We start from the raw sequence: 22,114 nt of genomic DNA, 5'->3' as shown, positions 1-22,114 counted from the left end.
AAAACATGAATATTCAAAAATGGCTGCCAAAGTCTCTGTTGGCTCGTACCCTCTGGTTCACGTTGCTGGCGGTGTTTCTCGCTCAGATGATTGCCACCACCATTTGGTATGGCCAATCCAAGCAGCGTGATCTCCAAGGTTTGGAATCTGCTTCGGCAAGCATGGCAAACATGTTTGCTTCCACGGTGACGTTCTTTCAATCCCTTCCCCTTGAATACCGCCATATTGTCTTGGATCAGCTACGAAATATGGGGGGAACCCGCTTTTTCGTCTCCTTTAACGAAGAAGAAATTTTGATTGATCCTATCCCTTCATCACAGATGAAAAACACGGCGGTTAGGGTGTTTGAAGAAGTGTTGAGCGACAAGCTGCCGAGCCTGGATGTGATTCGGGTTGAGTTCTCCCGCCCTGAAACCCTGCATGTGCTCAAAAATGATATCCTGCTGAGCGATCTCCCCCGTTCTTGGGCGCACTATACCCTTAGCCTTGAGCCTTTGAATCCGCCTATTTTGGTGGTGCAGTTGGAGTTGGCCGAAAACGAATGGTTATACATTGCCGGTTTGCTGCCGTCGCCTTATGTCAGCCTGGAAGATGAGATCATTACCAGCCAGCAAGTGATTTTTATGGGCTTTATCACCACCTTGCTGTTGTTGTTTACCTATTTCATGATCCGTCGCCAGACCAAGCCACTTAAGCGCCTGGCAAACGCGGCGAATGCCTTGAGCTTTGATATTTACCAACCGCCACTCAAGGAAGAGGGGGCGAGCGAGCTGGTGACCGCAACCCGTGCCTTTAACCGGATGCAACTCAGGGTACGGCGCTATATTGATGACCGCGAGCACTTGTTCTCGGCTATTTCCCATGACTTGAAAACCCCGATCACCCGCCTACGTTTGCGTGCCGAGCTGATCGATGACGAAAGCAAGATCGAGAAATTCAACAATGATCTCGACGAGCTTGAGATGATGGTGAAGGGGGCGTTGCAGACCGTAAAAGATACGGACCTGCATGAAAACCTGACCCAAGTTGATATTGCCGAGATGTTGCGCAGCATTGCTGAGCAGCACAACCAAGAGCTGGTGAAAGTACATATTCCTGATATCAAGATAGCCCCGCTGACGGGCAAGCCGCTGGCACTGAAACGCTGCTTTAGCAACTTGATTGAAAACGGCGTGAAATATGGTGATGAAGTACGCTTGATCATTGTGGACGAGAAGGGCTCGCTCATTGTGATCATTAAAGATAGTGGGCCGGGGATCCCCGAGGCCTCGCTAGAGGCGGTATTTGAACCCTATGTACGTATCGCAAAAGACGATGAAGGTCACGGGCTCGGCATGGGGATTGCGCGTAATATTATCCATGCCCACGGCGGCGATATGGCAATTCATAACTCGGTTGACGGTGGACTGGAAGTTAAGGTCTTTATCCCTCGTTTGATAAAAGAAAAATAAAGGTCGGAATAATGAAACACTCCTTGCTGTCTCTTGCTTGTGGTTTGGGTATGGCGGCATCGTCAGTGATTGCCCACGCCGGTGAAGTAGAAGTGTTGCACTGGTGGACATCAGGCGGTGAAGCCAAGTCGGTACAACTGCTAAAAGACACCATTGAAGCCCAAGGCAACCAATGGAAAGATTTTGCCATTGCTGGTGGCGGTGGCGAAAGTGCCATGACGGTGTTGAAAACCCGTGCGGTATCGGGCAACCCGCCGTCGGCAGCGCAGATCAAAGGCGATGATATCCAAGAGTGGGGTCGGTTGGGCTTTTTGGCCGACTTGAATAACGTTGCCGAGCAAGATCATTGGCAGCAGTTTTTGCCCAAGGTCGCCCAGCAGATCATCATGCATGAAGATGACTATGTTGCGGTGCCGGTGAATATTCACCGAGTTAACTGGCTATGGGCGAACCCGAAGGTGTTTGCCGAAGTGGGTGTGGCAATTCCCGTGACACTGGATGACTTTTTTGCCGCCGCCGAAAAAATCAAGCAGGCGGGCTATATCCCATTGGCTCATGGTGGCGGTCAGCCATGGCAAAACGTCACCTTGTTTGAAGCTGTCGCCCTGGCAGTTCTTGGCCCTGAAGACTATCAAAAAGCCTTTGTCGAGCTTGATATGTCGATACTAAATAGCCCGAAGATGGTGGAAGTTTTCACTCAGTTCCGCCGTATGAAAGAGTACGTTGACCCTAAATACCGTGGCAACAGCTGGAACACCGCGACAGCCATGGTCAGCAATGGTGAAGCGGCGATGCAAATCATGGGGGATTGGGCCAAGGGTGAGTTTGCAGCCGATGGCAAAGTGGCAGGCCAAGATTATATTTGCGTCGCCGCCCCGGGCACGCATGGCCAGTTCACTTACAACATTGATAGCTTTGCCTTCTTTAAGCTCAGTGACGAAGAGAATCGCAAAGCGCAGGAAGATCTTGCTCGCGCCATTTTGGATGAAGGTTTCCAGACATCATTTAATTTGAATAAAGGGTCTATCCCAATTCGTATGGATATGGCGCTGGACAGCTTTGATCAGTGCGCCAAAGATTCAATGGCAACCTTTAAAGATACCGCTGAAAATGGCGGATTGGTGCCGAGTGTGTCCCAGGGCTTGGCAACAACCAGCTATGTCCAAGCGGCTATTTTTGATGTGGTGAGTAATTTCTTCAATGCCAAAACGGCTGATCCTAAGCAAGCGGCACATCGTTTGGCTCGGGCTGTTAAGGCGGCGATGTAGGGTTTAATTCTCATTAGGCAAATTCTATTGCCTAATGAGAACTACTTTGGTTTTCGGTCATGTTAGATGTATCTGGGTGAATTCTACATTTAGTTTTCGATTATGATGTGATCACATTCGGTTGTGACTAGTTTTGCCTTATTGTTTTCGATCAGTTGTGCGGCGAATGATGGTGTAACAGCTTGAGTTTGGCCTTTAGTTTTTGTCGTTGCTCCTTCCCATACATTATCTCTGTATTTGCCCATTTCGGTGTATTCAATTAGTACTTTCATAGCTAGCTCTCTTATTGGTGTTGTGAACGCATAACTAAAAAGCTAATACTTATTCTGATATCTGGCACCTGCTAAAAATGGAATATGAGATTGGCGGAATAATACGTGCTTCAGTGGGGCTTTCTCTCAGGGAAGCTCTATGCTTATTGATATATATTTTATTAACGCGCGTGATTTGTTGGGAAGTTGCTAGGTGACGATAGGTGGGCAATAAGCTTCTATTATTCTTTAATTCTATTTTAGCAATATCGAGATTATTTCTACATAAGATGTTAAAACTCAAATACTTAAATCCATTAAATATTTAGCTGAATGTCAATTAGCTGTCAAAATTCGGAAGAAAAAGAGACACTCATGCCACAAAGTTATAAATTCTCTCGTGAGCGGCTTTGAGGTTATGTAACCTTTGCTTGATGTGGTAAATAATATTCGATATTAAAATGGAGAATAATGATGAAACGTTCTGCAGCTCTTTTCACCGGTCTAATTTTGAGTGTAACCCTAATGGGTTGTTCAAGCAGTGAAGAAGTGGATCAGCTAAGCCAGCTAACCAACAAAGTTGATATGCTTTCTGATCAGGTTAGCTCACTACAAGGCCAGCAAGATCAATTGGCAGGCGCGGTAAATGACTCGCGTGCAGCATCTGATGCGGCATACCAGGAAGCAATGCGTGCAAACCAGCGTATCGATAACATTGCTGACTCTTACCAGAAGTAATGCCATGAAGTGGCGTTAATGGCGCCACTTTCCTCCTTTTGCCCTTAATTACTATTTTTTAAAGCAACGACCTTCGCCTTCGTTATCTCATCAGTATCGCTTTCTACAAACTGCAACGTCTTATCTTTCTTATACTTTAGCTATTATGCCTTGATGGCTGTTTGACTATTCATGCCGCCTGCAGGCGTGCGAGTGATTGGGTTTTAGGGGGATGCGATGAAACTGTTGTTTTTGGTTCGACATGCCAAGTCATCATGGGATGATCCAACGTTGGATGATCATGAGCGGCCGCTTAATAGCAGGGGGATGAAGAATGCACCTAAAATGGCGCAACAGCTCAATGCTTGGCAAGCCAGCCCTCAGTTGATATTAACCAGTTCGGCTTTGCGGGCATCGGAAACGGCGTACTTGATGGCAAAAGCGCTGCACAGCAAGCCTAAGCTAGAGTCGAGAACCGAGCTGTATTCGGAATCACCGTTTGAGCTGCTCGATATTATTCGTGATTGTAATGACGTGGTTGATAGGTTGATGGTGGTCGGCCACAATCCGGCCATGACGGACTTGGCCAATATGCTTGGATTCCAGACCGAGAACATCCCCACCTGCGGGGTATTGGTGGTTGGGTTTGAAGTTGACTGTTGGCAGGCAGTGGCTGAAACGGATGCGACAATCTTTTTCTATGATTACCCTAAGCGGCTGAGAGAAAAGAATTAAATTGATATATTGTGCGATATAACATGCTATTGCTGAAAATGTGTCCAAACGGTTGTTTTTGGTTAATTTAAGGGTTTACAACTTTTCTGATGCTCGGTATTATTCGCCGCACTTACGGAGAGATGGCTGAGTGGTTGAAAGCACCGGTCTTGAAAACCGGCATACGTTTGTAGCGTATCTAGGGTTCAAATCCCTATCTCTCCGCCACATTCTAAAGAGCAGTATATATACTGCTTTTGTACAGAATTGGAGCGGTAGTTCAGTTGGTTAGAATACCGGCCTGTCACGCCGGGGGTCGCGGGTTCGAGTCCCGTCCGCTCCGCCACTGTTTAAAAGCCTTGTCGAAAGACAAGGCTTTTTTGCTTTTAACGCTCCAGAAAGTACTGCGTACATCTAACCTTAATCTTTAAGCGACTCGTACGGCAGGCCGACGTATTGCTCGGCAATGGTAACTTTGCCGGCTGGCGTATTAAGGAAATAATCGAGTTCTGAGCCCATTAGCTTGTTGAAGATTGCACCGTCGGTATTATCGACATTGAGCTCGCCGAAGTCATGCAGCATGTTGGTCATCCACCATGAGAAACGCTCGCCGTGCCACACTCGACGCAGGCAAATTTCTGAGTACTGCTCAATACAGCCCATGTCGTCGTGCTTGTAGACGCGGGTTAGCACTTGATACAAGGTGGCGACGTCTGAAGCGGCGAGGTTTAGGCCCTTCGCCCCCGTAGGTGGCACGATATGGGCGGCATCTCCCACCAAGAATAAACGGCCGTATTGCATCGGCTCACAGACGAATGAGCGCAGTGGGGCAATGCTTTTCTCGATACTTGGGCCAGTTTGCAGTCGCTGTGAGGCATCTTCCGGTAAGCGTTTTTTCAGTTCATCCCAAAAGCGCTCGTCGCTCCACTCTTCCACCTTGTCGGTGAGAGGAACCTGCAGGTAATAGCGTGAGCGAGTCGCGGAGCGTTGGCTGGCCAAGGCAAAGCCACGGGGATGCTTACAGTAGATCAACTCATCATCGACCGGTGGGGTATCACTCAATAGCCCAAGCCAACCGAACGGGTAAACACGCTCGTATTCTTTTCGAATGTGATTGGGAATGGTGGGGCGTGAAATACCATGGAAGCCATCGCAGCCAGCGATGAAATCGCAGTTCACTTCGTACTGCCGACCATCTTGTTCAAAGTACACTGAGGGAGCCGCAGAGTTGGCATCGGTAATTTCAGACACGGGCGCGTTGTAGTAGGTAGGCAGGCAAGCTGCTTGGCGAGCATCCATCAAGTCTCGGGTGATCTCGGTTTGACCGTAGCAAGTCACGACCTTGCCGTTGGTTAGCGCTTTTAAGTCAATGCGGGTACCTTTTCCGTTAACACTAATTTGAAAGCCGTCATGGGTATGCCCTTCTGCATCCATGCGGGCGTTGCAGCCTGCTTCACGAATCAAATCGACAAAACCTTGCTCCAGAATACCGGCTCGAATCCGGGATAACACATGGACGGCAGAAGATCGTTCGATGATGACATTGCTGATGCCTTGTTTTGCCAATAATTGGCCAAGCAGCAGACCAGAAGGACCTGAGCCAATAATGGCTACCTGGGTATTGATGACTTCCATTTCAACGCTCCTGAATAATGAAGATGTATTCATTGTGTTAAAAGGTTGTGATCTTCTCCATTCAATTACCGACCAAATTCTTGTACTTTTTAGTCATGATGGATATTGAAAGGCATAGCGATGGAAAGCGAAGCAGCCATACCCCGTTTCTTCTTGTATGGCGAAGAAAATGACAGCGATGATTCTGAATTTGTTCATATCGAGTCAATAGCAGCAAGAAGCGAAAAGCAGGGGTGGAAAATCAAGCCACATCGGCATGGAAAGTTGTTCCAGTTGCTGATCATATATCAAGGTGAGGCTAAAATATTATTAGATAACAAAGAGCTAAGCTTTGATGGGGGAGGGGCGGTGGTAGTCCCAACCGGGGTTGTCCACGGGTTTGTTTTTTCGCCCGAAACCTTAGGTCATGTACTGACTATTGCCGAGCCGCTTATCAACCAAGCGGCAGGTTCAAGGGCAATGGGGCTGTTTGATACTGTTATCCATAGCCCGAGGATATTGCGTTTCTCATCCAACTCTCACCACCCGCAACAGCTCAAGAACTATTTTGATTTATTATCAGCAGAGTCAGATTCGAGCTATTCAGGTAAGCGACATACGGTTGAGTGGCTCGCCAAACTTATTCTGATGACCCTGTACCGGGAAATCGAGCACTGCAACCATCAAGGCTTGGGGGCAAATCAGCCAAACCAAGGGTATTATGTGTTTCAACAGTTGGTAGAGAAGCATTTTCGCCAGCAATGGACGGTTGCCCGATATGCCAACCAGCTTCAAATGTCGCTTTCAACCTTGAATCGGATATGCAAAACGGTCAAAGGAGTGGGGGCCAAAGCAATCATTTCCGATAGGCTGTTTATTGAGGCCAAGCGAAGCTTGCTCTATACCCAGCTCAATATTGACCAGATCGCCTACAACTTGGGGTATGACGATCCGGCCTATTTTTCCCGCTTCTTTAAGAACAAATCTGGGCTGAGTCCGAAGCAGTTTCGCCAATTGAATCCGTTTGATACTGAGTTTTAGAAGACATCCAGATCATTGCCGATCACGACGTCACCATCGTAACTGGCTTGCACCTCTTCCAATACCGAGTCGACAGAAGCACTGTAGTGAAGGATATGGCTTAATACCAACAGCTTAGGCTGAGCGGCATTGGCTATCTTTGCGAGTTCATCGGTCTTGGTGTGGCTACTAGAGTGATATTTCTGCCAGAACGGGGGTAGTTTTGCCAAGCCTTCGTCGCTGATCACTTCATGAACCAGTACATCAGCATTTTTGGCAATGTCCTTCATTGCCTCTGAGTAAGCGGTATCCCCGCTGATCACCACCACGCGGTCTGGCGTTGTGATCTTGTAGCCAAACGCTGGGCGGATATCGCCATGGGGAACCTTGAATGCTTCGATAGTCACCCCGCCTTGGTTATAGACTACGTTGCCGGTGGTGTATTCGGTGACATTAACTTGGTATAGCGTCGGGTTTTTCACTGGCTGCTTGCCACTGGTACGTAAGCGAATGTCGGCCGACAGCATATCGTAGTATCCGGTGATGAACTTCTTTGTTCCTATAGGGCCATATACAGACAGCTTTTCATCCCTGCGCCACCAGTAAGTGGCGGCCAATTCCGAAACGTCGAGAATATGGTCGCTGTGTAGGTGGGTGAGAAACACATGTTGGATATTGGTTGGATATAGCGCTTTGATCCCTTTATGTTGGGCAGCTTCAATGGCTCGCTGCACCATGCCGCCGCCAGCATCGAAGACAAAGGCCCTATCGTTATAAACGACAGCGGTTGATGGACCCGATCGGGAGGCGTCGGGGACAGGCGTTCCCGTGCCTAGCAGGATGACGTCGGTTTTTGCCATGGCGGTGAATGAGAGCAATGCACCAAGCATGACAGGAATTGCGCGCACAAGCGTACGCGAAGACAGATATTTCATCTTTTTCTCCGTAGGGTAGGTTTTATTGTTGGTTGTAGTGCGTTTGTCGCTACCCCCCACAGCCGCAATAGCTGTGGGGGTGGAAGTGCTAGAGCAAACCCAGTGCGAGGGAAGGGAAGCCGATGATAAGCAGCAGGCGGGTGATATCTGACAGCACAAATGGGAATACCCCCTTGAACATGTCTTTGATGGATACTCCCGGGGCGAGGGATTTGATGACGAATACGTTCATACCCACAGGCGGGGTGATCAGGCCGAGCTCAACGGTGATAACAGCAACGATACCGAACCAAATTGGGTCGAATCCGGCTGCTTCGATCAATGGGTAGACCACCGGTACCGTAAGCAGCAGCATTGCAATGCTGTCCATGACACAGCCTAATAGCATGAATAACAAGAGTACCGCGAACAGCACCATGTAAGGCGATAGTTGCAAGCTATCAACAAAGTCGACCAACGAGTAGGAAATACGCGAAACCGACAGGAAGTAGCCAAAGATTTCGGCACCGATGATCATAAAGAAGATCATTGATGATATCGCCAAGGTCTCTTCGATGGATTCGATAAACTGTTTCCATGTCATGCCACGGAAGATGGCGATGAACAAGGTACCGGCCGCACCAACAGCTGCTGCTTCGGTCGGGGTGAATAAACCAAAGTAGATCCCGCAGATGATAAAGGCAAAGATGCCGGTAAATGGCACTAAGCCTTTTAGCCCTTTGATTTTTTCCATAAAGCTGGTTTCTTGCCCTGGGGTGGCAAGATCAGGGTAGAGCCATACTGTAATGGCGATCGTGGCACAGTACAGGAAGAGGCCAAGCAACCCGGGGATCACCCCTGCAATGAACATATCACCGACCGATTGTTCGGTGATCAGTGCATAGAGCAACAGGGCGATGGAAGGCGGGATCATAATGCCTAATGTACCGCCAGCGGCAAGGGTGCCGGTGGCGAGGGACATCGAATAGCCATTCTTTTCCATCTCCGGTAGGGCGACACGGGACATACTGGCTGCCGTCGCCAGTGAAGAACCCGAGATGGCTGAGAATACGCCGCAGGACGTCACGGCTGCCAAGGCCATGCCGCCGCGCCATCGTCCAAACAGGGTACGTGCGCCATAGAAAAGTTCTTGCGACATTTGCGCCTTCGAGGCAAAGACACCCATCAGGATGAACATTGGGATTGGGCTGTAGCTATAGTTCGACAGGGTCTCAAATGGGCCGCTGTCTAAAATTGCAACGGCTGAAGGAAAGGCAACTATCGAACCGAAGCCAACAAAGCCGGTGACGGCCATTGATAAGGCGATAGGGGCTCGGAAGGCGATCATGACCAACATTAAGCCAATACAAATTAAACCTATGGTTGAAGCATCCATTATGCAAGCTCCTCTTTGTGCTGTGATTGTTGGCGAGCGCCTGGCGCTGTTGCAGCTTCTGCTTTTTCGCTTGAATCACTTTGAGGCGTGGTGTCTGGAGCTGGGTCGTTTTTCGCGAACACCAACTCAAGTGCCAAGATGAAGGAGCGAAGCGTTAACATCGACGTTGCCACAAGCACAGTGCTGTAGAGGTAATGCATTGGGATGAGAAGATCTTGGGTTGTCTCTCCGGTCATTTGGGCAGAGCCAATCGCTTCGTAGAAGCGCACTGACATACCTGCACCCAGCAGGGAGAAGCCGAGGGTATAGAAGGCCTCAAGGTATATTTTTAGCCGTTGGTTCATTTTCTCGGTAAACAAGTCAACAATAACCTGAGACTTGGTGACCGAGTGTGGCAGGGTGAATAAAATGGCAAACAGCAGGCCATATTTAATTAATTCCACGCCACCGATGAAGGTGAAATCGATATTGCCGCCAGTGAAGTTAAAGACGGCGCGGGTGATGACATCGCTAAGGGTGATGAACATCATCGACACCAAAATGGCACCGCTGACGAGGTGTAATCCGTAGGCACAGCGGTTAACGAGGCTGACGAATCCTTTCATGATCGAGCTTCCTTATAGACTTGAGGCCTTTATTAGCAAGTGGGGTGAGTTAGCTACAGGTGGCAGATAATTCCATTGCTCGTTTGTAGACCGTTCTACCCGGAAGGCCTTTTGCGTCCAGTTCAGATAGGTAGTTTTCGGTTACCTTTTCAAATACTGGCTGCCAAGTTTCTTGGTTGCTGGATGCATCAACTCGGTAGATGCTGTGGTTGGCGGCTTTGGCGTCGGCAAGACCTTCTTTGTCTAGGCGGTCAAACACGGTGGCAGCGATGCTCGACCACTTTTCGCCGGAGTTGTTGTCGATAACGGCTTTTAGTTCGTCATCCAATTTGTTGTAGACGTTTTGGTTCATCGTCACGATGAATGCGAGGGAGTAAAGGCCACCAACCTCGGTATGGTTGTCAGCCAGCTCGTTCAGCTTGAAGCCCTTTGCGCCTTCCCAAGGTAGTGCAACACCATCGATGACACCACGTTGAAGCGACTGGTACGACTGCGGTGCTGGCATCCCGATGGGTAATGCGCCCAGCTCTTCAAGCAGGCTGCCGATCACGGCGGTAGGGCGGCGAATGCGAAGCCCTTCGAGATCTGACGGCTCTTCTATACTCTTACCCTTAACATGCAAGACGCCTGGTCCGTGGGTGAACAAAAAGAGTGGCTTGGAGTCTTTGTACTCTTTGCCGAATGCGCCCTCATCATACAGTTTCTGCGCAACACAAGAGCCTTGGGTCGCGTTTTGTACAACACCTGGCAGCTCTAATACTTGGGTGAGCGGGAAACGGTTAGCCGAGTAGCCTTGTACGGTTGCCGTGACATCTAAAATACGGTGTTTTACCGCATCATATTGGGCGGGTGGCTTGGCCAGCATAGACGCGGGGTATAGTTCTACCTTGATGCGGCCGTTGGAATCCGCTTCCACTTCATCGGCCCATGCTTGGTAGATCTCTTTGTGAATGTCGGAAACCGCAGGCCAGAAGTGGCCGAAGCGTAGGGTAACATCGGCAGCCATAGCGGTAGAACTTAGCAGTAGAGAAGTTAGAACAGCGGTACTCGTTTTTTTTAAAATAGTTTTCATAGATAAACGTCCGGTTGTTTATGTTGTATTAAAACTCTTTTGTATCGATTTCTTGCTGTGTTGTTGCTTTTTGCTTATAGATGATTGGTTATTGATTGTCGGTATTTAAAATTCTTCGGTATCAATTTCCTGTTGGGTTGTTGCGTTGTACCTCGGCCCGATAACGGTGTGTTGATTAATGATGCGATCGAGTGCATCCAGGGCGGTGTTACTGAGTTGTATTTCTCGTGCTGAGAAGTTTTCGACCATGTGTTCGTAGCTGGTGGTGCCAGGCAGCGCGATGATGTTGTCTCTTTGGGCGATGGCCCATGCCATGGTCATTTGGGCTAGTGACAGTGGCTCGCCTGTTGTCGAAGCCGATTTGGCTACGTCGAAGAGCTGGTCGATAAGCGCGAGGTTTTGAGCAAAATTCTCTTGGTTAAAGCGCGGCATTGCCCGGCGGATATCATTGGCGGCGAAGTTATCGACTTCGCGTAACTTACCGGTCAAGATGCCTCTTCCCAATGGGCTGAAAGCCACCATTGTAGCACCGACTTCTTCACACTTATCAAGTAAGGCAATTTCAGGGTTACGGGTCCAAAGTGAGTACTCAGATTGGACGGCTGCGATAGGGTGGATGCGATGGGCTTTTTCAAGGGTGGTGGCTGAGACTTCAGATAAACCGACTTCTAGAATTTTGCCTTCCTCAACCAAGCGAGAAAGCTCGCCAATGCTCTCTTCAATCGGAACTGACTTGTCCCAACGGTGAAGGTAGTAGAGGTCAACCACCTCAGTATCAAGGCGACGCAGGCTATCTTCGCAAGTTTTGCGGATGGTTTCCGGGCGTCCATCAATGGCTTTTTTACCATCAGGTCCTTTGAACATACCGCACTTACTGGCAAGCAGGTATTCATCACGGCGGTGCCCCACGGCCTTGGCAAGCAGGGACTCATTCGCCCCAAAGCCATACAAGGCTGCTGAGTCCAACATGCTATAGCCCTGATCCAGGGCTTGGTTCAGTAACTCAATGGCTTGTTTTTCTGATGGCGGGTTGCCATAGGCGTGGGAGACATTCATACAGCCAAATGCAACGGTCGGGGTTGAAAACCGACCAATACGGCGCATGTGTTTTTGCTGATTCGCACTGTCGCTCATTACATCATCCTTACACTATTTTCTTATCAGCGATTGGTGCGGCTGTGACTGCCTGCTGTGCTTCCAACTCATTGAGCAGGGCGTCGGCCAGTTCTGCGAAGTCTTCGCTTTCGGCATTTAGCGCTAAATCACCAATCTGTTGTTGCCAGTCTGTGGTGGCTTTTGCCATCCCGTTGTTCAGTCCCAACTGCTCAACGGTTAACGCCACTTCACGCATCTCTGCTGCACGGCGTACACCATGAAGCATCATTCGCTCGAGGTTGTAGCCCGCTTTTTCATACCAATTGAACTCAGGGTAGCTATTATCGAGCGAGGCCAAAATGCGGGTATCAATCTGTGCTTTTCTGGCGGCTAGCAAGCATTCGGCTGTGAGTGCCTCAAGCCCTTTAACCATGATGCTACGGACCATTTTGATTGATGAAGCCACACCAACGTCGCCCTCAATGATTTGGGCGTTCATGCCAAGAGAGTCGAATAATGGTTTTGCTTGCTCGGCATGAGAGCCGCAAATCAATAGTGGGGTGCGGTGAAGCTTAGGGTGAACAGGTGACATAACAGCCACGTCGACATAACAGCCGCCAGCGGCATTGATGAGTTTTGCATTCTCGCGCTTGGTATCGGGAGAGCACGAATTACAATCGAAATAGAACTGGCCTGGCTTGATGTGTTTTGCCGCTGCTGCCGCTGCCTCATAAGCCTGGTCTGCGGTGACAAGCGAGAATACCACCTTTGCGCTGTCGATGGCCTCGTGAAGATTGAAGCAACCTTGCACGTCTTGCTGGATGTAATCTTGTAATTTATCTTTGCGAAGACTTAGGTGATTCGTCTTTTGGTCATAGGCTGTAATAACTGGCGGAGCGGCATCGGCCCAGCCAGTAAGAAATGCTTTAGCGGCTTCACCAAAGCCGATGAAGGCAAGCCTAGATACTTTTGCCATAACGCTATCCTTTGCGGAGGGTAAATTCAAAAAAAATGTTAAAGCTATGTAAATAGCATTTTGAGAATTTAGCACTGCGCAAAACAAAGCGTAAATTGAAAAAAGTCAGTACCTATTCATTTATTGAATAGCGCTTTGGCGGTTATTGAATACCTGAAAATGCCAAACCCTTTTCCCTTAGCAGGTGAATAAAGTGCTCTTGCGGGGTGGTGGCTTGCCAGTTTTTCCTCAAGGTGATACCGATAGGTCGCTCTTTGTTGGCTAGCGGAAAAGGGATCACGGTTAGGGTATTTTCTTCAATTTCACGATAGGCTTGGTGCTTAGAAAGCAGCGCGAGTTTGTCACTTCCTAATAGCAATTCACGGATCAGTGCCTGAGAGCTTGCCTCGATGATTTGTGTCGGCTGGGCGCAGTTATTCTCAATGAAGATATCGTCGAACATTTCCCGTGCCGGGGTATTTTGCCGTGGCACAATCCAACTTTGCTTGGCCAATTCTTCCAGCGATACTTCGTTTTGGCTTGCCAACGGGTGGTCTTTTCGAACCAGTATGCTGTTGGGGGAGGCGAATAAGGTCTCTTGCTTAATATCACACACCGGGGTGGGGAAACGCAGCGCACCAATCAAGACATCGATTTCGCCATTTCTAAGGTGGTAGAGCAGATCTTGGTATGGGCCGTCGATGATTTGGATAGTGCAGTCGGGGTATTGGTCGGTAAATTCATTGATCGCATCAGGCAAAATACAAGTTCGTGCCAGTGGCATACTGCCAACCACGATATTGCCGGAGCTGGTATTGTTGTTGCTGGTGATTTCATCCAGTCCTTGCCGGATTTCACTGAAAGCCAGCTTGGTTGCCCTAACCAGTGATTGTCCCGCCTTGCTTATACAAATGCCAATACTGGTTTTTTCAAATAGTACCAAATCTAGGCAGTCTTCCAGCTCTCGCGATGCACGGTAGAGTGATGATTGGGAAACCCCAATGCGACGACCCGCCTCGGTATAGTTTTGCGCTTCGGAAACAGCCAGCAAAGCACGAAGCTGAGTGGTTGTTACGGCGATCACCCGGCTATTGGCGAGGGTTTTCTTGTCGCCTTTGCCGATACGTACCGCATCCTTGATGCCATTGTTGATTTGCTCAAGGGCGCGCTGGACCCGAAAAGAGAACCCCTCACCGGCATCGGTCAGGTACATGCCATCAGAGCGCCTTTCAAATAGATTCGTCTTTATACTCTTCTCTAGCTTCGAGATCGCTTGAGTAATGGCTGGCTGGGATAAAAAAATGCGTTCTGACGCTTTGCTGATGCTTTGGGTGTTAGCGACTTCAACGAATGCATTTAAATGCCGTAGGTTTGGGATATCAATCATCAAGTCCTCCTTAACTATCAAATTAAGGCGACTATACCAAAAACAAATACCATGGGTTGAAAATGAAATGTTAACTTTTTGATATTGTGATAACTATCAAAAAGCGAAAAATTAACTTTCTGGTCGCACCAGTTTTTTGGTTGGGCTATTCAAAAATGATGCAGTTTTATTCATAAATGGTGAGCCATGTCATGTTTTAATCGCGATTTCGAATGAATTTTAGTCAATCACTTGAATGATTATTCCTGATTTAATGTTTTATAAAACATGTACTTAAACGCATTTATTGTATTTTCGTTTCTTGTTTTGTGGGTAAGCGAGCAAAGGCTTTGCTTAGTGGTCGGTTTTATAAGGAAAGTAATAGGCATTTAAGCTCTCTACCCTTGTCCTTATGGTTCTCTATAGAGGCTGTAGCCCTTATAAATTAGGCTCTTGCCATTTTTTAATCAGTATATTGCCTGCTTAGTGCTTTATACCAATTAAGAGCATGTCTATATCAATATTGAATACACCTTGCACTATATCAATTACAGCGACTAAACATTCAATGCTAATGTTTTGGTGATGTTAATAGGAGGTAACACGCTGTGAATATGATTAAATCTTTAGTGCTGGCATTATCACTGGGAACCGCTACTGGTGCATACGCCAAAGACATATCTATTACTATTGGTCACGTAGACTCCCAGGATTGGACAATTTCTAAAAAAGGTGCCGCGACTCAGGTCTTCAAAAACTTAGTGGAAGCAGAGTCCGGTGGCCGAATTAAAGTCAATGTATATCCAGCTGGTCAGCTAGGTAGCGAGACAGAGCTGGTTCAGTCAGCACAGGAAGGCATGGTAACCATGGCAATGGTTTCAGGGCCGTTTACCAAAGTCTGTAAAGAAGCGGCGGTATTGGAAATTCCATACCTGTTCCCGTCAGCGCCAGTGGCGTGGGATGTGCTAGATGGTGAGTTTGGTAAGAAGCTTAGCGATCACTGTTTGAAAACAACCGGCCTTCGTACGCTAGCTTACGGTGAAACTGGCTTCCGTCACTTCACGAACTCAAAGCGCACGATCACCACCCCTGAGAACCTAAGTGGTTTGAAAATTCGTGTGATGACGGTACCGCTATACATTGAAATGATGAAGTCAATGGGTGCCGAGCCAACGCCAATCGCGTTCCCTGAAGTACCAACCGCATTGACCACGGGCGTTATTGACGGCCAAGAAAACCCTATCAGTGTTATCACTGCCAACAAGTTCTATGAGTTCCAGAAGTACATCACGCTTGATGGCCACGTCTACAGTACTGACTTCCTGCTGATGAACGACCACTTCTACAAGTCACTGTCTGACGAAGATCGCGCCATTATCGATCGTGCTGCGAAAGTGGCAGGTACCGTAGGTCGCGCTATCCAGCAGGTTAACTCTGCACAAGGCCTTGAAACACTGTCGAAAAACGGCATGGAAATCACCACGCTTAACAGAGAGCAGCTAGAGAAATTCCGTGAATCTTCTCAGCCTGGCGTTATTGAGTGGTTGAACAAGTCAATCGACTCTAAGTGGGTGGTTGATGCACAGGCTGCTGTAGCGAAGTCTCAGGCTAAAATCTAAACGGCATACGTTAGCTACCTATTGCTTGGCGATAGGTAGCTGATGCCATGCCAGTGTCGAGGTGGGTATGATAGAAAATTATCGCAAGGTGCTAGCTGCACTGACAGGGCTGTCACTGTTCAACTTGTTCGTTGTTATGTTGGTGGCAAGTATCAGCCGCTACTTTTTCAACTACTCGATTATGTGGAGTGAAGAGCTCGCCAAGTACTCCATGATCTATGGTGTGATGTTCGGGATGATCATCTGTTACTTGGACGGCACACATATCAAATTCTCTGTCCTAAATGGCTTCATTAAAGAAAGCCTGCAAAAGAAAATTGATTTTATTACTGACATTTCAGTGTTGGGCTGTGGCTTCATTATTGCTTACTCAGGTTATTTATTTACCCAGCGTCGGGGGAGTATCGTTTCTCCGGGGACTGGTATTGAAATGTACTACTTCCAATCAGCCATTATTGTTGGTGGTGTTGGCCTGATTATCGCCGCTGTCCTGCGTTTGTTGAGCTACCGTCAAAAGTCGGTGACGCATAACACTGCAGTTTTACAAGAACAAAACGATTAAAGGGATTTAGTATGTTTTCTTTGGCTGTTTTATCTTTCTTTTTAATACTCGGTATTCCGCTAGTCTTCGCCATTATCATGTCGATGACGTTGTATCTTGGCGAAACGCCTATTTCTATTAGTCTTATTGGCCAAAGGATCTTTGGCGGCCTCGATTCATTTTCCATTCTGGCAATTCCATTGTTTGTGCTTGCCGGTGAATTAATGAATAAAAGTGGCATTACCAACCGTATTATTACCTTTGCCAACTCGCTAGTGGGTGCATTCCGAGGTGGTCTGGCACAGGTAAACGTGTGGTCGTCGGTGATGTTTGCCGGCCTGTCGGGCTCTGCTGTTGCAGATACCTCTGCACTGGGTCGCGTGTTCATTCCTGAGATGGAAAAAGAAGGCTACTCTCGAGAGTTTTCTTCGGCGCTAACCGCGGCTTCATCGGTGATCGGCCCGATGATCCCACCAAGTATTCCGGTGATCATCTATGCCTTGATTGCCAGTGGCGTATCGGTGCCGGCATTGTTCTTGGCAGGGATTGTACCGGGCGTACTCTCAGCCGTTTGCTTGTCTGTATTTGTTTATATCTATGCGTCACGCAATAAGAACATCAAGTGTAATACGGCCAAGCAGAGCCTAAAAGAAAGGTTCAATGCGTTTATCAGTGCGATAGTACCGCTGACAATGCCAGTCTTTATTATCGGTGCCATCTTGATGGGGATTGTTACCCCGACGGAAGCGGCTGCGTTTGCTGCCTTCTACGCACTGATTATCGGTATGTTTATTTTTAGAACATTGAAGATCAAAGACTTGCCTGAAGTATTTATTACCTCGATGCGCGACTCTTCAATTGTGCTGATCTTGATTGCAGTGGTATCGGTCGCGAACTGGTTGCTGACTTTCTCTCAAGTACCTCAGATGATCAGCCAGCAGGTGCTGGATAACATCACTAACCCGATTGTGTTCTTGTTATTGGTTAACTTGATCCTATTGGCTGTCGGCCTATTCCTTGAGGGCATTGCCGCGATGCTGATTTTGATCCCTATCCTGCACCCAATAGCGATGAGCTTTGGTATTGATCCGGTGCACTTCGGGGTGATTGTTATCTTCAACTTGATGATTGGTTTGATCACACCGCCAATGGGCATGTGCTTGTTTGTTGCCAACACCATATCAAAGGTTGGAATTGCGGCGATTTCCCGTCAGGTTATTCCACTGTTCTTACTGGAAGTATTGGTACTGATGTTTATTACTTTCGTCCCTAGTTCTGTACTGATGTTACCAAGACTCTTTGGGTATTAACGAAAGACAAACAGTAAGAACGAAATAAAAGGTAATATTCGGCTGGAATTGCCCAGCCGAATAACCAAATACAAATAGCTATACCTAATAATTAAAATAAAAAATTTAATCGCAGATAAGGAAATATTGCGTGTCTATTATAAGCATACTGCTACCAATAATTATATTAATTGGTATCGGTTACTACACCGTGCATATTGGTTTCTTCAGTAAGAAGTTTATTAATGAATGCAGTGTGTTTGTCTTATATATAGCCATGCCGTCGATTATTGTCGTCAATATTATCGACATGGATTTCTTTTCCGGGTTAAACACGAATTACTTGACCGTTTATACCTTAACGGGGTTAACTGCCATGCTGTTTGGTATGTTAGGCAGTCGCCTGATATTCAAGCACTCTTGGGGGGAAACAGCGGTCAATAGCCTTGGGTGCGGCATGCCAAATAGCGCATTTATCGGCTTGCCGATTGCGATGCAAATATTTGAAAGCAATGTTGTTGAAGCTTTCTTAATGTGTATCTTAATCGAGAACCTGATCCTAATACCGCTATCATTGATTTTTATTGAGTCGACGAATGTGAAGACCAAGGTCAATGCAGGCAAGACGGCGTTGGCAATACTGTCGAAGACAATGAAGAGCCCAATCATCATCGCGATCATTGTCGGTGTGGTGATTAACCTATCAGGCTTAACAGTACCGAGCTACTTAGTGGAAACATTGGATATTTTGGCCAATACCTCAATGGGCTTAGCCCTGTTCTTTATCGGTGGGGCATTAGCCCGCTCTAAGATAATGGATGATTTAAGCCGGACACTGTTTGTTTCGTTTATTAAACTTATTGCTTGCCCGGTGATTGCCATTGTACTGATGTTGTTCTTACCGCTTGATGGTGATTTAAAGCTGGCGATCATTATATTTACTGCCGCGCCAATGATGAGTATTTATCCCGTTATTGGTGGGAAATATGGCCAACAAGTATTTTGTGCCAGTACCTTACTGATAACGACGGTGCTTTCGAGTATCACGATTACAACGACGATTTATTTTTACACCTTATATGCTGGAAGCGTGACTTTTTAACGCTTGTATTAATAATCTGCTTAACGGAATAAAACGATGACAAAATTAAACATTGCGGTCGCAGGTGCCGGCCTTATTGGTAAAACTCACTTGAAACTAGTGAGTGAAAGCACGGAGTGTAACCTTGCTGCTATTGTTGACCCATCGCCAGAAGCCAACGAAATTGCCGAACAATACCAGGTGCCACTGTATGCAAGCCTAAATGAATTGTTCGCAGCAAATAAGCCGGATGGCGTTATCCTGGCAACACCCAACAAGCTTCATGCCGAACAAACACTGCAATGTATTTATGAAAACGTGCCAGCGATTGTCGAAAAACCGGTAACAGAATCGATTGAAGATGGTGAGCGTGTCTATCGCGAAGCACAACGCTTGAATAGCAAAGTGCTTGTGGGTCACCACCGTGCGTACAGCCCGGTACTAGAGACGGCTAAGCAGGTTATTGAAAGTAACCAATTGGGTAAGTTGGTGGCTATCATGGGCAGTGCGATCTTCTACAAGCCAGATGACTACTTTGAAATTGGCGCGTGGCGCACGAAAAAAGGCGGCGGTCCCATCCTCATCAACCTTATCCATGAAATCGGCAACCTACGCTACCTAATGGGTGAGATTGTCGGTGTGCAGGCCATCAGCTCTAACGCGACCCGTCACTTTGAAGTAGAAGATACCACGGCTATCACCCTGAAGTTTGAGAGCGGTGCGCTAGGGACATTCTTGCTGTCCGATGCCGCAAGTAGCCCAAAGAGCTGGGAGCAAACCTCGCAAGAAAATAAATCCTATGCGACTTATGAAGACGAAGACTGCTACCACGTAGCGGGTACGCATGGCTCACTGTCGATTCCGACCATGCGCCTGAAGTCATTTGCTCAAGGGGAAGCGCAATCGTGGTGGAAGCCGTTGCAAGAGTCGGTAGCGAATATTGATCGCGAAGACCCTCTGAAACTTCAGCTGCAACACTTCTGTGATGTGATTAATAACGATGTTGAGCCACGCGTGAGCATTAAAGACGGTTTGCAGAACCTGAAGGTTATCGATGCCGTCATCAAGGCATGTGAAACATCGGATTATGTTGAAGTTAAGTAAGGCTGAATGTCGCTAAACACGCTGGCAGTAATGGATTAATAGAGGTATTACAATGAAGTATTCAATCGCAACTGTTTGTCTTTCCGGAACCCTTGCTGAAAAGATGGAAGCCGCCCATAAAGCCGGTTTCCATGGGATTGAAATTTTCGAGCAGGACTTAACAAAATTCACTGGCACTCCGGCTGATGTGAAGCGCATGGCGGGCGATTATGGGCTGGAAATCTTGGCGTTGCAGCCGTTTCGCGATATGGAAGGAATGCCTGCACCATTACGCCAGCAAAAGTACGACATGCTTGAGAAAAAAATGGCACTTGCCCATGAGCTTGGTACCAAGCGCATGATGATGTGCAGCAACGTCCAGCCGTATTCATCACCTGACTTGCAGCAGTGCGCCGAAGACTTGCATGCGGTCGCCCAGCTGGCCAAGCAAGAGAATATCATGTTGGGGTATGAGGCCTTGGCATGGGGTCGCCATATCGCCGATTATGATGATGCGTGGAAACTGGTGAACTTGGTTAACCACGATAACCTCGGTATTGTGCTCGATACCTTCCATATGTTCGCCCGTGGCAATACCCTTGATACGTTAATCAACGATATTCCACTGGAGAAAATCGCCTTAGTTCAGGTCGCGGATGCACCTAAGCTGAATATGGATGTCTTGCAATACAGCCGCCACTTCCGTTGCTTCCCAGGCCAGGGCGATCTACCGGTTGTTGAGTTTTTGCAAGCCCTTAAAGCCAAGGGGTTTGACGACTACCTATCCCATGAAATCTTCAACGATGAATTCAGGGCTTCGTCACCTTACGAGAAGGCGGTTGATGGTATCCGCTCATTGAAATGGCTAGAAGATCAAGCCAAAGAGAAAAAGCATACGCCGCCTGAAGTGACCGATATTGAATTTATCGAGTTTTCGGTAGCAGATAAAGCCAATAACCCCGTGGTGAAGGTGCTGAGCTCGTTGGGCTTTGAGACAACCCACGTTCATAAATCAAAAGATGTTGAGCTAATGAAAAAAGGCAATGTAAACATTGTCTTGAATAAAGAGCGCAACAGTAATGCCCATGAGTTCTTGAACAAGCACGGTGAGTCGGTGTGTGCTATCGGTTTGCTGTCGAAAGATAGCACCAAGAGCATGGCGTTTGCTCAGCGCTACCATTCGGATGTGATCCTTGAAGCCAATGCCGATACTGAGCTGAGCATTCCAGCCGCAGTAGGGGCCGGTGATACCTTGGTGTACTTCCTGGATGAGAAGTCGCCGCTGAAATTCTATGAGGCCGACTTTGAGCCGCTTAGTGATAAGCATTCGGCGGAGGATGATAACTTGGTCCGTATCGACCATGTGGGCCAAACCGTGTCGAATACCGAGATGCTATCGACCATCTTCTTCTATAAGTCAATGTTTGGCTTTGAGACCGAGAAGAGCTACGATCTGCCAGATACCAACGGGTTGATCACCAGCCGTACGGTTACCAGCCCGAACAACAAGGTGAAGATTGCACTTAATACCACCAATGCATCGCAGACATCATCGCAGCACTTCCTGAAGCAGTCGAATGGTGCCAGCGTTAACCAGATTGCCTTTGAATGCCGCGATATCTTTGTGGAGGCAGAGAAGGTGGATCGTGATTACTTGCTTGATATCCCAGCCAACTATTACCGTGACTTGGAAGCCCGTTTTGGTCTTGAGCCTGAGTTATTAGCGAAACTGGCAAGCAATAATATTATGTATGATCAGGATGAGAAGGGCGCATTCTTCCACTTTTACACCCAAGAGTTCAATGGCATTTTCTTCGAGGTTGTTCAACGTGTGGGTGAGTACTCTCGCTACGGTGAAGAGAATGCCTTTATTCGCCTATCGGCCCAGTCGATGGCAAGGAACACCGATTAAGAGTCTTTAGTTTTTATTTGTTTTGTCCTAGCTTTTGAGTTCACGTTTAAATCCTTTTGGCAGCACCGGTGTGCTGCCTTTTTTTATCTGCGCTGCCTGACCCAAATCTCTCATGGCTATACTTATCGAGTGAAGCGGCAGCTTGGGTGAG

At 47.7% G+C, this 22,114-nt stretch carries 20 protein-coding genes and 2 tRNA genes; 13 read left to right on the top strand and 9 right to left on the bottom strand.

Features of this window, described 5'->3' with window-relative positions; all coding sequences use genetic code 11:
• The first annotated feature begins 5 nt into the window (after positions 1-5).
• Both C9I98_RS02940 and C9I98_RS02935 read left to right on the top strand, forming a co-directional pair.
• Positions 6-1,451: an ATP-binding protein gene (locus C9I98_RS02940; protein ID WP_107271552.1), complete on the top strand. Its 1,446-nt coding sequence runs from the start codon at positions 6-8 to the stop codon at positions 1,449-1,451.
• Between the two features lie 11 nt (positions 1,452-1,462).
• Positions 1,463-2,719: an ABC transporter substrate-binding protein gene (locus C9I98_RS02935; protein WP_107271551.1), complete on the top strand. Its 1,257-nt coding sequence runs from the start codon at positions 1,463-1,465 to the stop codon at positions 2,717-2,719.
• Between the two features lie 89 nt (positions 2,720-2,808).
• On the opposite strand, the gene C9I98_RS02930 is transcribed toward C9I98_RS02935, so the two are convergent.
• The gene (locus C9I98_RS02930) at positions 2,809-2,991 is read right to left on the bottom strand and encodes a hypothetical protein (RefSeq protein ID WP_107271550.1); all 183 of its coding nucleotides are present in this window, start codon (positions 2,989-2,991) and stop codon (positions 2,809-2,811) included.
• Between the two features lie 453 nt (positions 2,992-3,444).
• On the opposite strand from C9I98_RS02930, the gene C9I98_RS02925 reads away from it, so the two are divergent.
• From C9I98_RS02925 to C9I98_RS02910, 4 genes are all read left to right on the top strand, one after another.
• Positions 3,445-3,708 (top strand): Lpp/OprI family alanine-zipper lipoprotein, encoded by a 264-nt coding sequence (locus tag C9I98_RS02925; RefSeq protein WP_036818920.1) that lies wholly within the window; start codon positions 3,445-3,447, stop codon positions 3,706-3,708.
• A 216-nt stretch (positions 3,709-3,924) separates the two neighbouring features.
• Positions 3,925-4,422, top strand: a complete 498-nt coding sequence (locus C9I98_RS02920; RefSeq protein ID WP_036818913.1) for a SixA phosphatase family protein — start codon at positions 3,925-3,927, stop codon at positions 4,420-4,422.
• A gap of 116 nt (positions 4,423-4,538) precedes the next feature.
• Positions 4,539-4,629 (top strand) — tRNA-Ser (locus C9I98_RS02915).
• A gap of 41 nt (positions 4,630-4,670) precedes the next feature.
• Positions 4,671-4,747 (top strand) — tRNA-Asp (locus C9I98_RS02910).
• Positions 4,748-4,821: 74 nt separating this feature from the next.
• Here the strand turns inward: C9I98_RS02910 and pobA are convergent.
• Positions 4,822-6,036 carry a 4-hydroxybenzoate 3-monooxygenase gene (gene pobA / locus C9I98_RS02905; RefSeq protein ID WP_036818911.1) on the bottom strand — a complete coding sequence of 405 codons (1,215 nt, stop codon included), beginning with the start codon at positions 6,034-6,036 and terminating at the stop codon, positions 4,822-4,824.
• A gap of 120 nt (positions 6,037-6,156) precedes the next feature.
• On the opposite strand from pobA, the gene C9I98_RS02900 reads away from it, so the two are divergent.
• Positions 6,157-7,056, top strand: coding sequence for a helix-turn-helix domain-containing protein (locus C9I98_RS02900; protein ID WP_036818909.1), 900 nt, complete (start codon positions 6,157-6,159; stop codon positions 7,054-7,056).
• Here C9I98_RS02900 and C9I98_RS02895 read toward each other — a convergent pair.
• The 7 genes from C9I98_RS02895 to C9I98_RS02865 form a co-directional block, all read right to left on the bottom strand.
• On the bottom strand, positions 7,053-7,970 hold the full coding sequence (locus C9I98_RS02895; RefSeq protein WP_036818908.1) for an MBL fold metallo-hydrolase: 918 nt from the start codon (positions 7,968-7,970) through the stop codon (positions 7,053-7,055). The genes C9I98_RS02900 and C9I98_RS02895 overlap by 4 nt on opposite strands.
• 88 nt (positions 7,971-8,058) lie before the next feature.
• The gene (locus tag C9I98_RS02890; RefSeq protein WP_036818905.1) at positions 8,059-9,345 is read right to left on the bottom strand and encodes a TRAP transporter large permease; all 1,287 of its coding nucleotides are present in this window, start codon (positions 9,343-9,345) and stop codon (positions 8,059-8,061) included.
• Positions 9,345-9,950 carry a TRAP transporter small permease gene (locus C9I98_RS02885; RefSeq protein WP_051902007.1) on the bottom strand — a complete coding sequence of 202 codons (606 nt, stop codon included), beginning with the start codon at positions 9,948-9,950 and terminating at the stop codon, positions 9,345-9,347. The genes C9I98_RS02890 and C9I98_RS02885 overlap by 1 nt, the downstream gene beginning before the upstream one ends.
• A gap of 49 nt (positions 9,951-9,999) precedes the next feature.
• Positions 10,000-11,022, bottom strand: coding sequence for a TRAP transporter substrate-binding protein (locus C9I98_RS02880; RefSeq protein WP_036818902.1), 1,023 nt, complete (start codon positions 11,020-11,022; stop codon positions 10,000-10,002).
• A gap of 105 nt (positions 11,023-11,127) precedes the next feature.
• On the bottom strand, positions 11,128-12,156 hold the full coding sequence (locus tag C9I98_RS02875) for an aldo/keto reductase (RefSeq protein WP_338049189.1): 1,029 nt from the start codon (positions 12,154-12,156) through the stop codon (positions 11,128-11,130).
• Between the two features lie 10 nt (positions 12,157-12,166).
• Positions 12,167-13,093, bottom strand: coding sequence for an NAD(P)-dependent oxidoreductase (locus C9I98_RS02870; protein ID WP_036818899.1), 927 nt, complete (start codon positions 13,091-13,093; stop codon positions 12,167-12,169).
• A gap of 142 nt (positions 13,094-13,235) precedes the next feature.
• The gene (locus C9I98_RS02865) at positions 13,236-14,459 is read right to left on the bottom strand and encodes a LysR family transcriptional regulator (RefSeq protein WP_036818897.1); all 1,224 of its coding nucleotides are present in this window, start codon (positions 14,457-14,459) and stop codon (positions 13,236-13,238) included.
• 593 nt (positions 14,460-15,052) lie between these two features.
• Here C9I98_RS02865 and C9I98_RS02860 point away from each other — a divergent pair.
• From C9I98_RS02860 to C9I98_RS02835, 6 genes are all read left to right on the top strand, one after another.
• Entirely contained in the window at positions 15,053-16,057 is a 1,005-nt protein-coding gene (locus tag C9I98_RS02860; protein ID WP_245907078.1) for a DctP family TRAP transporter solute-binding subunit, read from the top strand.
• Between the two features lie 67 nt (positions 16,058-16,124).
• A complete protein-coding gene (locus C9I98_RS02855) occupies positions 16,125-16,619 on the top strand; it encodes a TRAP transporter small permease (protein WP_107271548.1) in 495 nt (164 codons plus the stop codon).
• Between the two features lie 11 nt (positions 16,620-16,630).
• Positions 16,631-17,908 (top strand): TRAP transporter large permease, encoded by a 1,278-nt coding sequence (locus C9I98_RS02850; RefSeq protein WP_036821720.1) that lies wholly within the window; start codon positions 16,631-16,633, stop codon positions 17,906-17,908.
• Positions 17,909-18,038: 130 nt separating this feature from the next.
• Entirely contained in the window at positions 18,039-18,989 is a 951-nt protein-coding gene (locus C9I98_RS02845; RefSeq protein ID WP_051902155.1) for an AEC family transporter, read from the top strand.
• A 36-nt stretch (positions 18,990-19,025) separates the two neighbouring features.
• A complete protein-coding gene (locus tag C9I98_RS02840; RefSeq protein ID WP_036821722.1) occupies positions 19,026-20,072 on the top strand; it encodes a Gfo/Idh/MocA family protein in 1,047 nt (348 codons plus the stop codon).
• A 52-nt stretch (positions 20,073-20,124) separates the two neighbouring features.
• Positions 20,125-21,963 (top strand): bifunctional sugar phosphate isomerase/epimerase/4-hydroxyphenylpyruvate dioxygenase family protein, encoded by a 1,839-nt coding sequence (locus tag C9I98_RS02835; RefSeq protein ID WP_107271547.1) that lies wholly within the window; start codon positions 20,125-20,127, stop codon positions 21,961-21,963.
• Positions 21,964-22,114 lie beyond the last annotated feature (151 nt).

The organism is Photobacterium sanctipauli (assembly GCF_003026495.1).
Classification (GTDB): domain Bacteria; phylum Pseudomonadota; class Gammaproteobacteria; order Enterobacterales; family Vibrionaceae; genus Photobacterium; species Photobacterium sanctipauli.
The sequence above is the reverse complement of the archived record's forward strand: the minus strand, read 5'-3'. Positions and strand labels throughout refer to the sequence as shown.

What these genes read in the sequence shown, in the direction of transcription:
- C9I98_RS02865 (WP_036818897.1), bottom strand. Translation starts at nt 14,459, where the DNA reads ATGATTGATATCCCAAACCTACGGCATTTAAATGCATTCGTTGAAGTC.
- C9I98_RS02880 (WP_036818902.1), bottom strand. Translation starts at nt 11,022, where the DNA reads ATGAAAACTATTTTAAAAAAAACGAGTACCGCTGTTCTAACTTCTCTA.
- C9I98_RS02890 (WP_036818905.1), bottom strand. Translation starts at nt 9,345, where the DNA reads ATGGATGCTTCAACCATAGGTTTAATTTGTATTGGCTTAATGTTGGTC.
- C9I98_RS02900 (WP_036818909.1), top strand. Translation starts at nt 6,157, where the DNA reads ATGGAAAGCGAAGCAGCCATACCCCGTTTCTTCTTGTATGGCGAAGAA.
- C9I98_RS02840 (WP_036821722.1), top strand. Translation starts at nt 19,026, where the DNA reads ATGACAAAATTAAACATTGCGGTCGCAGGTGCCGGCCTTATTGGTAAA.
- C9I98_RS02885 (WP_051902007.1), bottom strand. Translation starts at nt 9,950, where the DNA reads ATGAAAGGATTCGTCAGCCTCGTTAACCGCTGTGCCTACGGATTACAC.
- C9I98_RS02870 (WP_036818899.1), bottom strand. Translation starts at nt 13,093, where the DNA reads ATGGCAAAAGTATCTAGGCTTGCCTTCATCGGCTTTGGTGAAGCCGCT.
- C9I98_RS02860 (WP_245907078.1), top strand. Translation starts at nt 15,053, where the DNA reads ATGATTAAATCTTTAGTGCTGGCATTATCACTGGGAACCGCTACTGGT.
- pobA (WP_036818911.1), bottom strand. Translation starts at nt 6,036, where the DNA reads ATGGAAGTCATCAATACCCAGGTAGCCATTATTGGCTCAGGTCCTTCT.
- C9I98_RS02875 (WP_338049189.1), bottom strand. Translation starts at nt 12,156, where the DNA reads ATGAGCGACAGTGCGAATCAGCAAAAACACATGCGCCGTATTGGTCGG.
- C9I98_RS02850 (WP_036821720.1), top strand. Translation starts at nt 16,631, where the DNA reads ATGTTTTCTTTGGCTGTTTTATCTTTCTTTTTAATACTCGGTATTCCG.
- C9I98_RS02920 (WP_036818913.1), top strand. Translation starts at nt 3,925, where the DNA reads ATGAAACTGTTGTTTTTGGTTCGACATGCCAAGTCATCATGGGATGAT.
- C9I98_RS02930 (WP_107271550.1), bottom strand. Translation starts at nt 2,991, where the DNA reads ATGAAAGTACTAATTGAATACACCGAAATGGGCAAATACAGAGATAAT.
- C9I98_RS02855 (WP_107271548.1), top strand. Translation starts at nt 16,125, where the DNA reads ATGATAGAAAATTATCGCAAGGTGCTAGCTGCACTGACAGGGCTGTCA.
- C9I98_RS02940 (WP_107271552.1), top strand. Translation starts at nt 6, where the DNA reads ATGAATATTCAAAAATGGCTGCCAAAGTCTCTGTTGGCTCGTACCCTC.
- C9I98_RS02935 (WP_107271551.1), top strand. Translation starts at nt 1,463, where the DNA reads ATGAAACACTCCTTGCTGTCTCTTGCTTGTGGTTTGGGTATGGCGGCA.
- C9I98_RS02835 (WP_107271547.1), top strand. Translation starts at nt 20,125, where the DNA reads ATGAAGTATTCAATCGCAACTGTTTGTCTTTCCGGAACCCTTGCTGAA.
- C9I98_RS02895 (WP_036818908.1), bottom strand. Translation starts at nt 7,970, where the DNA reads ATGAAATATCTGTCTTCGCGTACGCTTGTGCGCGCAATTCCTGTCATG.
- C9I98_RS02925 (WP_036818920.1), top strand. Translation starts at nt 3,445, where the DNA reads ATGAAACGTTCTGCAGCTCTTTTCACCGGTCTAATTTTGAGTGTAACC.